Here is a 12,819-nt window from a genome sequence, read left to right on the forward strand (position 1 = left end):
TACCCGGGGGTTGGTTTTTCGTTTAATAGCCCCCCCCCCCCCCTGGGGCCCCCCCGCGGCCCCCCACGCCGTCCCCGGGCCCTGCCGGCGGGGGGCGTCCGCCCGGGCACAGCGCCGTCGCGTCCGCTCGGTCGTACGCGGTGCTATGCCGACAGCGCCGCCGTCGGTGACGTGCGTGCCGCCCGAATGGCAGGCAGGACTCCCGCCACCGCTCCGACGACGACCGTGACGACCACGCCGGCGACGAGCACCTGCGGCGGGATGGCGACGATCCAGCCGTTCCCGCGGGCGACGACGGCCGTGATGAGCCAGCCGAGCACCGTTCCCACGAGTCCGCCGTAGGCCGCGAGCAGCATCGCCTCGACGAGGAACTGCGATCGGATGTGCCCGCGAGTGGCTCCGAGCGAGCGGCGCATGCCGATCTCGCGTCGGCGCTCGAGCACCGAGATGACCATCGTGTTGGCCACGCCGATCCCGCCGACGAGCAGCGCGATCGAACCGACTCCGACGAGCAGTCCGGTGAACGCCTGGTCCACGGTGTTCTTGGCCGCGAGGGCGTCGGACGGACGGCTCACCTTCACCTCGTTCGGCGACTCCGGATTGATGGCGCCCGGGAGCAGGTCGCGGACGTCGCCGACGAGCGCGTCGTCGGAGCGCTCGTAGATCGTGGTCGGCGAGCCGTCGAAGCCGAAGAGCTCCTTCGCGATGCCGGGTCCGATGATCGCGGCCGAGTCGAGTTCGGGAGCGAGCGGCGAACGGTCGAGGATCCCGACGACGGTGAACTGGTTGCCGCCGATCCACACGCTCGTGCCGACCTCGCGGATGCCGAGCTTCTGCGCCGCCCGTTCGCCGAGCACGACGGCGGGGTATCGTTCGGTGGCCGCATTCAGCCAGGAGCCGCGGATGAGCTCCGAACTGGTGGCATCGAGCAGGGATCCCTCACCGACGACGACCGTGAGTCCGCCGGTCGCACCGGGATCGACGGCGGCGTTGCGGTAGACGTTGATCTTCCCGAGCGTCGCGATCCAGCTCGCGGTCTCGACGCCGTCGATGCGGCGTACTCGCTCGACCGCGTCGGCCGGGAGCTTCGAGTCCTCCCCGAGGAAGTCGGTGCCCGCTGCAGCGGTCAGCATGTTCGTGCCGAGGGAGGCGAGCTTCTCGCGGACGAGGGCCTCGCTCGACGTCGAGATGCCGATGACCGCGACCATCGCTGCGATGCCGATCGCGATGCCGAGCGCCGAGAGCGCCGCCCGCATCGGGTGGGCCTTCAGCCCGTGGGTGCCGAGACCGAGCAGGTCGCCGAATCGGAGTCGTGATCGTCGTTCGGCCGTCGCCATCACGCCACCTCCAGTGCCGGGTCGGACTCGTCGCGTTCGATGCGTCCGTCGCGGATCGCGACCTGGCGCGGCAGCCGCGCGGCGAGCTCGACGTCGTGGGTGATGACGACGACGGTCGTCCCTGCGCGGTTGAGCTCGTGCAGGATCTCGACGACCGCCGCGCCAGAGCGGGTGTCGAGGCTGCCGGTGGGCTCGTCGGCGAGGAGCAGCGGCGGCTCCCCCACGACCGCGCGCGCGATGGCGACGCGCTGCCGCTCCCCTCCCGACAGCTCCCGCGGTCGGTGCTGGAGTCGGTGCCCGAGGCCCACCCGTTCGAGCGCGACGACCGCACGGCGGCGGCGTTCCGGGAGCGGCACTCCGGTATAGAGGAGGCCGGTCGCGACGTTGTCGATCGCGCTGACGCCGTCGGCGAGATGGAACTGCTGGAACACGAACCCGATCGTGTACGCACGCAGGGCAGAGAGTTCGGCATCGGTGAGCGTCGTCGTGTCCTCGCCGGCGATGCGGATCCACCCGGAGCTCGCTCGGTCGAGCGTTCCCATGAGGTTCAGCATCGTGGACTTGCCCGAGCCGCTGGGGCCGACGATGGCGAGCATCTCGCCTCGTTCGACCCGGAGGTCGACCCCGGCGAGCGCGACCGTCGGCGGGCTCCCGTACCGGCGGGTCACCCCGCGAAGTTCGATCATCGTTTCGTTCATCGGCCCACCACCACCTTGTCGCCCGCCTCGAGGTCGCCCCCGGTGACTTCGACCATGCCGTCGGCGAAGACGCCGAGCTCGACGTCGACCATCTCGGTCTTCTCGCCGTGCAGCACCTCGACGGCGAACCCGCCACCGGGACGCGCGAGGAGCGCGAGCACGGGCACCTGCACGGCGTCCTTCGCCTTCACGCGATTGATGACGACGCTGACGCTGACGTTGTCGAGGCCGTCCGCTGCCGCGGGGTCGTCGAGGGTGATCGTCAACGGCAGTTTGAGCTTCTTCTCGCCGCTGTTCTTGTCGTCCTGCTCGACCGGAGATCCGACGCCGGCGATCTTGCCCTTCGCCTCGGTGCCGTTGGGCAGCACGACGGTCACCTCCGACCCGAGCGTCGCGATGGCGCTGAGGTTCGGGTCCACGGAGACGCTGATCTCCTTCGCCGTGCCCGAGACGCCGAGCACTCCGGGCCCCGCAGGCGAGCCCACGCCGATCTTGTGCTCGGCGACACGCACCTCCGTCGGCGAGAAGACGATGCGCCCCATCTCGATCGAACCGGTCTGGTCGAGGCGGCTGGCCTTCTGCCACTTCTCGATCGCCGTGGCCGTGCTGCCCGCGAACTCCTGGTCGGGTTCGCGGTCGAAGTAGCCCAGGTCCTTGAGGTTGCGCTCGAGCTGGAGCACGTCGGCGCCGTCCGTCATGCCGCTCTCGAACGAGCGCCACATCGGGAGCTCTCCGCGGAACAGCACGACGGGCCGGTCGTCGATCCGGAACAGCTCGCCGCCGGCGCCCACCACCGTGCCGAGCCCCGGCAGGCCCGTGACCGTGCCGGCGAGACTCGTGCCCAGGTCGCGCGTGGCGCCGAAGCCCAGCTTCCCGCTCGTGCGCACCAGTTCGGTGAGGTCGCCGCGCACGACCTCAGCGCTCTCGACCTGCACCTTCCGCTTGTCCTCGGCGGCCGCCGACGGCCAGGTGAGGTAGCCGATCCCCGCCACCACTCCGATCACCGCGACGGCCGCCACGCCGATCAGGATGGGCTTGCGGCGCGACCGGCCCGGTGCGGGCGAGTCGGCCGGCCCCGACTCGATCGCCACTGACTCGGCCGGCCCCGACTCGAGATCGACGGAGCCCCGCTGTCGTGGCCCCTTCATCACTGCCCTCCGTCAGTCGAACCGGCGGCTCCCATGCCGGCCTCTTCGCTGCAGTTGTCGATGTCGGCAGAGTCCCAGTCGGCCGGCATCGCCTGGCCCATCGCGACGCCGCCGTTCGGGTCGATCTTCGGGTCGGGGTAGTCGTACCCGGCCTCGCGCATGCACTTCGCGAATGCGAGCATCTGCTCGTTCAGCTCCTCGTTCGACGGCACGTTGGGGTCGGCCGGCGGCTCGCCGACCTTCTCGTAGCACGCGTCCGCCGCCTCGGTCATCGCCTCGGCGTCGTCGGTGGAGATGGATTCGCTCATGTCCGACAGGTCGAAGCCCTTGTCCTTCATGCAGTCCTGGAACTTGTCGTTCCACTCCGCGTAGATCGCCTCGGCGTTGCCGCTCTCGAGCTCACCTCCGCCGGCCCCATCGCCGCCGGACCCGGGCGCGACCGAACAACCGGCGAGGGCCACGGTCACGGCGACGGCGGCGAGGAGGGCGGTCGCGAAGCCGCGACGCTTGGTACGGATGGTGGTCATGATCTGTCCCTTCGGTACGCCCCGGTTCGAGGCGATGACCAGTCCATGCGATCGGCGGTTACGACGCCGTAAAGCGCTGCCTTGACGATTCCTTTACCGGGCGGATGCTTGACTGTGGCCATAACCGAGAGAAGGGGACGCATGCGAGTGCTCATCGTCGAAGACGAGGCCTATCTCGCCGAGGCCATCCGCGCCGGACTCGCCCTCGAGGCGATCGCCGGTGACGTGGTCGGTGACGGCGACGCGGCACTCATCGCGGTCGACGTGATCGAGTACGACGTGATCGTGCTCGACCGGGACATCCCCGGCACGCATGGCGACGAGGTGTGCCGCATCCTCGCAGGTCGTGACACGCGCCCTGCGATCCTCATGCTGACCGCCGCGAGGCGACTGCACGACAAGGTGGGCGGCTTCGAGCTCGGCGCCGACGACTACCTCGCGAAGCCGTTCGAGTTCCCCGAACTCACCGCCCGACTGCGCGCCCTGGGCCGGCGACGATTCACGGCTCTCCCTCCGCAGCTGGAGCGAGCAGGGGTCACGCTCGACCCGATCCGCCGGGAGGTCTTCCGCGACGGCCGGCACGTCGCCCTCACGCGGAAGGAGTTCGCGGTGCTCGAGGTCCTGCTCCGCGCGGACGGCGGCGTCGTCAGCGCCGAGACCCTCCTCGAGAAGGCGTGGGACGAGAACGCGAACCCGTTCACGAACACCGTGAAGGTCACCATCTCCACGCTCCGCCGCAAGCTCGGTGAGCCGTGGGTCATCCGCACCGTCCCGGGAGTCGGCTATGCGATCGACGAGTGAGCGCGACGACCACGGACTTCCGGCCCAGCACCGGTACCGACTCACCGTTCGGACGCGCCTCGCCCTGACCTACGCGGCGCTGCTCACCGTCGCCGGGCTGATCATGCTCACGATCGTCTTCGTGTTCCTCGGGCTCCTGCCGACCTATCAGTTCGCGGCCCCCCTCACTCCGGCCCTCCCGCCCGATACCGCGATGCCGGTCCCCCACGACGGCGAAATCCTTCCGGACCCCAGCATCCCTGCCGAAACAACCACCGAGGCGCTCGTCGTGAGCTCGCAGAGCGAGGTCCAGACGCTCCTCCTCGTCGTCTCGGGCGTCGTGCTGGTGCTCCTCGCGCTCGGTGGGATCCTGGCGGGATGGCTGGTCGCCGGGCGGATGCTCCGACCGCTGCAGTACGTCGGCGCCGCCGCCCACCTGGCCGCACGCGGGCAGCTCGACCACCGCATCGCGCTCGCCGGCCCGCGTGATGAGATCACCGACCTCGCCGACACCTTCGACGAGATGCTCGGCGAGCTGGAACGCTCGTTCGACTCGTACCGGCGATTCGCGGCCAATGCCTCGCACGAGCTGCGCACCCCCCTCGCCACGACGCGGGCCATGCTCGACGTCGCACTCGCTTCGGCGACCGATGCCGAACGGCCGCTGCTCACTCGCCTGCGCGCCGTGAACGAGCGCAGCGTCGACACCGTCGAGGCGCTCCTCGACCTCTCAGAGATCGAAGCCGTCACCGCACGGCGAGACCCCGTCGACCTCGCCCTCCTCGTGACCGAGGCCGTGAGCGAGGTCACCGCCGAGGCGCAGTCGGCGAACATCACGATCGAGACCCGGCTCGCTCCCGGGACCGTCCAGGGCGACCGTTCCCTGCTCCGCCAGCTCGCCCTGAACCTCCTGCAGAACGCGATCCGGCACAACGCGCCGGGGGGACAGGTGCGCGTGAGCATCAGCTCCGACGACGACGACTCCACGACCCTCGAGGTGGCCAACGACGGCGACACGGTGCCTGCGGACCTCGTCGATCGGCTCGCCGATCCGTTCGTCCGGGGTGCGGGTCGCACGAGTCGGGCATCGACGACGGGCCGTGGCCTCGGGCTGTCGATCGTCGCGGCGATCGCCGACCGCCACGGTGCCGCGCTCCGTCTCACCCCGCGTGCGGAGGGCGGCCTCGAGGTGCGAGTGCGCTTCCCGGGTCGCCGGGCGAATCGCCCCGATTGATCCGATGACGGCTGTGGATGCCGCGGCGCGCGGCCGCGGCATCCGCAGCCCTTACTCCTTCAGGTCGAGCATCGGCGTCGGCCGGCGGAATCCGCGGGTGACGATCGCGAGGATCACCACGCCGACGGCGAGCCACGACAGACCGACGATGAAGGTGCTCGGCGCGAGGCTGGTCCACAGCCACACGGTGAGCGCGAAGCCGATGAGCGGGAGCACGAGGTTGTTCACGACGGCCATGCCCCCGCGCTCCCTGCGGTCGAGGAAGTAGTGCTTGACGACCGAGAGGTTGACGGCCGAGAACGCGATGAGCGCCCCGAAGCTGATCATCGCGGCGAGCAGCGCGAGGTCGAAGACGATCGCGAGCAACGAGATCGCCGACACGACCGAGATGGCGATCACCGGGGTGCCGAATCGTTCGGAGAGGCGACCGAACACCCGCTTCGGCAGCACGCCGTCGCGGCCCATCGCGAAGAGGATGCGGGAGACCGAGGCCTGCGAGGTGAGCGCCGAGCCGAGTGAACCGGCGATGTACCCGGCGGTGAACAGCACTGCGAGCAGCTGGCCGCCGGCAGCCTGCACCACGTCGAGCGCCGCCGCGTCGACCGAGGTGAACTCGTTCGACGGGAACACCAACTGCGAGAGGTACGACAGGGCGAAGAAGGCGAGACCGGCCACGATGGTCGTGATCATGATCGCCCGTGGCACGGTGCGAGTGGGTTCCCTCGCCTCCTCCGCCAGCGTCGACACCGAGTCGAAGCCGAGGAACGACAGGCAGAGCACGGCGGCGCCCGCGAAGAGCACCCCGAATCCTTCGACGCTGCCGTCCCCGGTGAACGGCGCCAACGGGTCCACGGTCCGTCCCGAGAGCGAGGCGAGGCCCAGCACGAGGAACAGGGCGATGAACACGGCCTGCAGGGCGATGATCACGAGGTTCGTCCGGGTCACCGAGACGATGCCGACGATGTTCAGCGCGGTGACGACCACGATCGAGACGAGGATGAACACCCACGCCGGCACCGCCGGGAACGCCGCCTCGAGGTAGATGCCGATGAGCAGGTAGTTGATCATCGGCAGGAAGAGGTAGTCGAGCAGCAGCGCCCAGCCCGCGAGGAAGCCGGTCGCGCCGCCGAAGCTGCGCTGCGTGTAGACGTAGGCGGATCCGGCGAAGGGGTACGCCACCGACATCCGCGCATACGAACGTGCCGTGAACACCATCGCGACGAGGGTGATCGCGTACGCCATCGGCACCCGGCCGCCCGTGAGTTCGGTGACGATGCCGTAGGTCGTGAACACGGTGAGCGGCACCATGTACACGAGCCCGAACAGCACGAGCGAGGGCGTGCCGAGCACGCGCTTGAAGCGTCCGCCGGTGACGCGGGCGGTGGCCGCGGTGGGCGAGATCAGCGGCTCGGGAGGCGGTGAGGCGGGCATGGCGATTCCTTTCGGGTGAGGGCGCTACTCGGCCGCGACGACTCCGGCGGGCACCTGCTGGGTGATGCAGTGCGGGCCACCGCCGCCGTAGGCGATCGTCGCGCCGGGAACGCCCACGATCGTGCGGTCGGGGTAGATACCGCCGAGGAAGTCGAGCACGTCGGCATCGTGGTCGTCGCCGCCGACGGGCACGATGACGGCTCCGTTCGCGAGGTAGTGATTCGCATAGGCGACCGCGGCCTCGAGGTGCGGATCGAGGAAGTCGATGTCCAAGGAACGGCCCGCAGCATCAGGGGTCGCCTGCAGTACGGCGAGATTGGCGCGGGCGCGCTCGTACTCGGATGACGCGGGGTCCGACGGCACCTCGAGCAGCACGCGGCCGGGCGCGACGTACTGTGCGACGCCGTCGATGTGCCCGTCGGTGCCGGCGGGGCCGACGTCGAGGCTGTGCCCGTAGGGCAACCAGGTGACCGTCGTGACGCCGAGGTAGTCCTTCAGGCCCTGCTCGATCTCGGCCTTCGTGAGGTTCGGGTTGCGGTTCGGATTGAGGAGGCACTGCTCGGTCGTGATGAGCGATCCCTCGCCATCGACGAAGAACGCCCCGCCCTCGAGCACGAACGGCGCACGGAACAGCTTCACGCCGAAGTGAGCGGCGAGTCGGTCGGGGACGAGTTGGTCCTGGTCGTGCGGGTGCCAGCGGTTGCCCCAGGCGTTGAAGCCGAACTTGACCGCGGCGACGTCGCCCGTGGCGTTCGTGACGAAGGCCGGCCCGCTGTCGCGCGCCCAGGAGTCATCGACCGGGACTTCGAGCGGCTCGACGCCGGTGCCGCAGAAGTCGACGACCTCGGCGGCGAGACCGGGGTTGCACAGCATGACGACCGGTTCGAAGTCGGCGATCGCTCGCGCCACGGCCGCGTAGTCTCGCTTGGCCTCGTCGAAGCGGTCGTTCCAGAGCTCCCGGCGCGCCGGCCAGATCATGACGCAGGCGGCGTGCGGCGACCATTCGGCCGGCATCGAGAATCCGGCTTCGGCCGGAGTGGGCATCGTCTCAGTCACGAGGACCTCCATTGGTACGTGGTGTTCCCGACTATTTTGGATGGGAACCAATTTATTTGCAAGCGCAGGATCGCGCGCTCAGGAGGTCGCGCTGCCGGCACCCGGGCGCGCCGGAATGCCGCACCGCTTCGCGGTCGCGGCGGCTCGGATCAGGCGGCGTCGGTGGGCTGCGCCACCGGGGCGCCGAGGAATGCGGCGCTCGCCCGAACGCACAGCTCCAGCATGCGAGCGCGGTCGAGGTTCGGCGCCCCCACGGTGAGCTGGATCGACAGGCCGTCGATCGTCGCGGAGATGAGCTGCGAGACCGTGTCGAGGTCGTCGAACGCGAACGCGCCGCGCTCGCGACCGTAGGCGAGGACGTCGGTGAGGATCCCCCGCCAGCGCTCGTCGAGCTCGTTGTGCACCTCGGCGACGGTGTCGTCGGTCGCGGCATCCGACCACACCTGGAACCAGAGGATCCAGCCGGTGTCGCCGCGCCCGTTCGAGGCCGACAGGTCGATCAACCGCTCCAGCCTCGCCCAGGGGTCGTCGATGTCGTCGAGTTCGACCTCGACCTGTTCGACCAATGCCTCTTCGCTCTGTCGGATGGCGAGCATCAGAAGCTCGGTCTTCGACGGGAAGTAATAGGTGACATGGCCAGGGGTCATCCCGGCGCGCTCGGCGATGTCGGACACGCGGACGTTCGCGAGCCCGAGCTCGGCGATCGCCTTGGTCGCAGCATCGACGACGAGTCCTTCGCGTGCCTTGCCCTTCGCACGTCGCCCGCTCACCCGGCAGCCCCCTCGTTCATCGCGTCACCATCCTAACCAGCCGACCTCGACCGGGCCCTCCGCCATGCGCGGTCTCGCCCGGCACATCCGCCCAGGCGAAATGGCATGCTGCATGCTGCGCCTCGGCCGGACCGAGGAGCGCCGGCTCCGTCTCGCGGCAGATGTCCTGCGCGATCGGGCACCGGGGGTGGAAGCGGCATCCCGATGGGATGTTGTGCAGGCTCCCCGGTTCGCCGCGCAGTGCCGCGTCACCCGAACGCCGCTCGATGCCCATCCGCGGCGCGGAGGCGAGCAGCGCCGCGGTGTAGGGGTGGCGCGGGTCGCGGAACAGGTCTTCGGTCGGCCGGTCCTCGACGACCTTGCCGAGGTACATGACCACGACGCGATCGCTGATGTGACGCACCACCGCGAGGTCGTGCGAGATGAACAGCAGCGTCAGCCCGAGCTCCGCCCTGAGCTTCTCGAGCAGGTTCAGGATCGCGGCCTGTACCGAGACGTCGAGCGCCGCGACCGACTCGTCGGCGACCAGCACCTCGGGCTCGAGGGCGAGGGCGCGGGCGATGCCCACACGCTGGCGCTGCCCGCCGGAGAGCCGTCGCGGGTACGCGTTCAGCAGCGACACCGGCAGCTCGACGAGCTCGAGGAGCTCCTCGGCGCGCCGTTGCACCTGATCGGCGGGAACCATGTCGTGCACTCGCAGCAGCTCGCGGAGTGTCTGCCCGATCGTCATCGAGGGATTGAGCGAGGCGCTCGGATCCTGGAAGACCATCTGGATGCGACGGGTCTGCTGCGCCGTGCGGCGCTTGCCCAGCTGCTCGCCGTCGAGCGCGAACGTGCCGGCCGAGAGCGGGGCCAGCCCCACGAGCGCCTTGGCCAGCGTCGACTTGCCGCAGCCGGATTCGCCGACGATGCCGACCGAGGCGCCGCGTTCGACGACGAGGTCGATCCCGTCGATGGCGTGCACGATCGGTGCCGGTCGGCGGCGCAGGCGCGCCAGCGTCGCCGACCCGACGCGATAGCTCACGGTGAGTCCGCGAGCGTCGATGAGCGGATTCATGCGCTCGCCTCCGTCAGTACCTCGGGGTGGATGCACGCGGTGGCGCGATGCGCGTCACCGGCGAGCGTGTAGGGCGCCTGGTGGCAGTCGTCGCGCGCGAACGCGCACCGCGAGGCGAATCGGCACCCGGTCGGGAACGATCGCGGGTCGGGCGGAGTGCCCGGGATCGTCGCGAGCGCCCCGCCGCCGCCTTGGAAGGATGGCGCGGAGGCGAGCAGTGCTGCGGTGTACGGATGCCTCGGCGATCGGAGCACCTCGTCGACCGGCCCGGTCTCCACGATCCGGCCCGCGTACATCACGGCGACCCGGTCGCACACCTCGGCGACGACCGCGAGGTCGTGCGAGACGAAGACCATGGCCATTCCCCGCTCCTCGCGCAATCGCCGCAGCAGGCCGAGGATCTGGTCCTGGATCGTCACGTCGAGGGCGGTGGTCGGCTCGTCGCAGAGCAGCAGCTCGGGCTCCGTCGCGAGCGCCGCTGCGATCATGACGCGCTGCCGCAACCCTCCCGAGAGCTCGTGCGGCCACATCCGGGCACGCCGGGCGGGATCGGGGATGCCGACGCTCGCCATCAGTTCGACGACCCGCTCCCGCGCAGCGCGGCGCGACAGCCCGCTGCGCACTCGGACCGCCTCGGCGATCAGGTCGCCGACCCGCATGGTCGGGTTCAGTGCGGTCATCGGCTCCTGGAAGACCATCGCCACCCCGTGGCCGCGCACCTGTTCGACATCGCCGCTGATCTCACCTCGCTCGAACGCGAACCGGATCGAGCCGTCGGATTCGCCGCCCGGCGGCAGGAGGCCGAGCACCGCCTTCAGCGAGAGGCTCTTGCCCGAGCCGGACTCGCCCACGATGCCGAGCGATTCGCCGGCCGCGACCTGGAAGGTCACGCCGTCGACGGGGTTCATCGTGCGGTCGCCGAGGGCGAGCCGCACGTGGAGGTCGTCGACGCTCAGCACCGTCCGTCTCATTTCCTCGTCCATTCTTCGATTCCCTCTCCGATGAGGCTGAGGCCCAGCCCGAAGCCGACGATGACCAGCCCCGGCACGGTCGAGAGCCACCACTGGTCGCGGATGTAGGGCTGGCCGGCCGCGATCATCGCGCCCCATTCGGGCGTGGGCGCCTGGATGCCGAGCCCGAGGAACGACAGGGCCGCGAGGCCGAGGGTCGCGCCGACGATGTCGGACGGCAGGTAGACCAGGGTCTGTCCGACCGAGTTCGGGAAGACATGGCGCCAGAGGATGCGACGTGGCGGCAAGCCGGAGGCGCGGGCGGCGGCGACGTAGTCGAGGCTGCGCACGCGGAGCACCTCGGTGCGGATCAGACGCGCGTAGGCGACCCACGCGATCAGCGTGAACGCGACCAGGATCGAGGTCACGCCCGGGCCGAGGACGAACACCAGCGCGATGATCAGGATGTAGGTGGGGAACGCCTGCACGACGTCGGAGACGCGCATGATCACCCCGTCGGTCCATCCGCCGCGGAAGCCGGCGACCGCACCGAGCACGGTGCCGAGGATCGCGGGAAGGGCTGCGCCGAGGAATCCGACGAGGAGGTCGACGCGTGAGGCGAAGATCAGCCGCGAGAGCACGTCACGGCCGAGCTCGTCGGTGCCGAGCCAGTGCGCCCAGCTCGGAGATGCGAGCGAGTCGACGATGTCCTGCTCGAGGGGGTCGTACGGTGCGATGAGCGGTGCGAACACGGCGGCGAGCACATAGACGGCGACGACCGCCATTCCGGCCCAGACGCGCCGGGGCATCCGCACCCGCTCGACGCCGGCGATCGCGTGGCTCGGCGGCACGGCGGCCGCGATGGCGGTGGCGGATTCGACGCTCACGATTCGACCTCCAGACGCGGATCGGCGATCGATGTCACGATGTCCGCGATCAGGAACACCAGGACGACGACGATGGCGAAGAGCAGCGTGTAGCCCTGGATCGTGGGGATGTCGCGCTGCCGGGCCGCCAGCACGATGCCCTGGCCGATCCCGGGGAGCGCGAACGTCGTCTCGATCACGACGGCCCCGAACAGCAGGTAGCCGATGTTCAGCGCGAGGATCGAGACGGTCGGCGGTGCCGCGTTCCGCAGGACGAACTTCGACATGATCCGGCCCCGGCCGACGCCGAAGGACGTGGCGGTCGTGACGTGCTCGGCGCCGAGCACCGAGATGATGCTCGCCCGCAGGCTCCGCACCTGCAACGGCGCGATGGAGATCGCAAGCGTGAGCGCCGGCAGCACGATCGAATGCAGGTGTTCCAGCGGCGTCTCGCCGAAGCCGCCGACCGGGAACCATCCGGTCGGCAGTGCAACCGTCAGGATGAGGATGATGCCGACCCAGAACGACGGCATGGCGAGCGCGACCAGCCCGAACCCGCGGGTGGCGTGATCGAACGCCCGGTCGGGACGGCGAGCCGAGATGATCGCCAGTGGAACGGAGATCGCGAGCGAGAGCAGGGCACCGAAGCCCAGCAGCCAGACGGTGACCGGCAGGCGTTCGGCGATGATGCTCGAGACGGCCTCGTTCGACTTGAACGAGAAGCCGAGGTTTCCGGTGAGCACGTCGCCGACGTAGCGGAAGTACTGCACGATCGCCGGATCGTCGAGCCCGAGCTGGTCGCGCACCAGCGCCAGCTCCGCCTCGGGTGCGCGCAGGCCGACGATCAGTCGCGCGGGGTCTCCCGGCGTGAGCTTCAGGATGAGGAAGACCAGGAGCACGATGCCGAACAGCAGGGGTATCGCGAGCGCCAATCGCTTGGCGATGAACAGGTACCTGCCCACTGC

13 protein-coding genes are annotated in these 12,819 nt (G+C 69.9%); 2 read left to right on the forward strand and 11 right to left on the reverse strand.

Annotation, left to right across the window (positions count from 1 at the left end):
* Positions 1 to 143: 143 nt before the first annotated feature.
* Genes ACFTQE_RS08380 through ACFTQE_RS08395 form a run of 4 tightly spaced genes read right to left on the reverse strand, consistent with a single transcriptional unit; the run spans position 144 to position 3,710 of the window.
* Positions 144 to 1,337 (reverse strand): ABC transporter permease, encoded by a 1,194-nt coding sequence (locus ACFTQE_RS08380; RefSeq protein ID WP_376924620.1) that lies wholly within the window; start codon positions 1,335 to 1,337, stop codon positions 144 to 146.
* Positions 1,337 to 2,023: an ABC transporter ATP-binding protein gene (locus ACFTQE_RS08385; RefSeq protein ID WP_376924621.1), complete on the reverse strand. Its 687-nt coding sequence runs from the start codon at positions 2,021 to 2,023 to the stop codon at positions 1,337 to 1,339. The genes ACFTQE_RS08380 and ACFTQE_RS08385 overlap by 1 nt, the downstream gene beginning before the upstream one ends.
* An 8-nt stretch (positions 2,024 to 2,031) precedes the next feature.
* Entirely contained in the window at positions 2,032 to 3,183 is a 1,152-nt protein-coding gene (locus ACFTQE_RS08390; protein ID WP_376924622.1) for a peptidoglycan-binding protein, read from the reverse strand.
* The gene (locus ACFTQE_RS08395) at positions 3,183 to 3,710 is read right to left on the reverse strand and encodes a hypothetical protein (protein ID WP_376924623.1); all 528 of its coding nucleotides are present in this window, start codon (positions 3,708 to 3,710) and stop codon (positions 3,183 to 3,185) included. Before ACFTQE_RS08395 ends, ACFTQE_RS08390 begins: the two co-directional genes overlap by 1 nt.
* A 141-nt stretch (positions 3,711 to 3,851) precedes the next feature.
* Here ACFTQE_RS08395 and ACFTQE_RS08400 point away from each other — a divergent pair, with 141 nt between their 5' ends.
* Together ACFTQE_RS08400 and ACFTQE_RS08405 are read left to right on the forward strand one after the other, a co-directional pair.
* A complete protein-coding gene (locus ACFTQE_RS08400; RefSeq protein WP_376924624.1) occupies positions 3,852 to 4,511 on the forward strand; it encodes a response regulator transcription factor in 660 nt (219 codons plus the stop codon).
* Positions 4,495 to 5,724: a sensor histidine kinase gene (locus ACFTQE_RS08405; RefSeq protein ID WP_376924625.1), complete on the forward strand. Its 1,230-nt coding sequence runs from the start codon at positions 4,495 to 4,497 to the stop codon at positions 5,722 to 5,724. Before ACFTQE_RS08400 ends, ACFTQE_RS08405 begins: the two co-directional genes overlap by 17 nt.
* 51 nt (positions 5,725 to 5,775) lie before the next feature.
* Here the strand turns inward: ACFTQE_RS08405 and ACFTQE_RS08410 are convergent, their stop codons facing one another.
* From ACFTQE_RS08410 to ACFTQE_RS08440, 7 genes are all read right to left on the reverse strand, one after another.
* Entirely contained in the window at positions 5,776 to 7,155 is a 1,380-nt protein-coding gene (locus tag ACFTQE_RS08410) for an APC family permease (protein WP_376924626.1), read from the reverse strand.
* 24 nt (positions 7,156 to 7,179) lie between these two features.
* Positions 7,180 to 8,211 carry an agmatine/peptidylarginine deiminase gene (locus ACFTQE_RS08415; RefSeq protein WP_376924627.1) on the reverse strand — a complete coding sequence of 344 codons (1,032 nt, stop codon included), beginning with the start codon at positions 8,209 to 8,211 and terminating at the stop codon, positions 7,180 to 7,182.
* A 149-nt stretch (positions 8,212 to 8,360) separates the two neighbouring features.
* The gene (locus ACFTQE_RS08420) at positions 8,361 to 8,981 is read right to left on the reverse strand and encodes a TetR/AcrR family transcriptional regulator (RefSeq protein ID WP_376924628.1); all 621 of its coding nucleotides are present in this window, start codon (positions 8,979 to 8,981) and stop codon (positions 8,361 to 8,363) included.
* 16 nt (positions 8,982 to 8,997) lie between these two features.
* The gene (locus ACFTQE_RS08425) at positions 8,998 to 10,038 is read right to left on the reverse strand and encodes an oligopeptide/dipeptide ABC transporter ATP-binding protein (protein WP_376924629.1); all 1,041 of its coding nucleotides are present in this window, start codon (positions 10,036 to 10,038) and stop codon (positions 8,998 to 9,000) included.
* Complete coding sequence (locus ACFTQE_RS08430; RefSeq protein ID WP_376924630.1) at positions 10,035 to 11,009, reverse strand: ABC transporter ATP-binding protein; 975 nt, start codon at positions 11,007 to 11,009, stop codon at positions 10,035 to 10,037. Before ACFTQE_RS08430 ends, ACFTQE_RS08425 begins: the two co-directional genes overlap by 4 nt.
* The gene (locus ACFTQE_RS08435; protein WP_376924631.1) at positions 11,006 to 11,875 is read right to left on the reverse strand and encodes an ABC transporter permease; all 870 of its coding nucleotides are present in this window, start codon (positions 11,873 to 11,875) and stop codon (positions 11,006 to 11,008) included. The genes ACFTQE_RS08430 and ACFTQE_RS08435 overlap by 4 nt, the downstream gene beginning before the upstream one ends.
* Entirely contained in the window at positions 11,872 to 12,816 is a 945-nt protein-coding gene (locus ACFTQE_RS08440; protein WP_376924632.1) for an ABC transporter permease, read from the reverse strand. The genes ACFTQE_RS08435 and ACFTQE_RS08440 overlap by 4 nt, the downstream gene beginning before the upstream one ends.
* Positions 12,817 to 12,819: the final 3 nt, after the last annotated feature.

It is taken from the genome of Agromyces sp. NPDC056965 (assembly GCF_042673425.1).
Lineage (GTDB): Bacteria > Actinomycetota > Actinomycetes > Actinomycetales > Microbacteriaceae > Agromyces.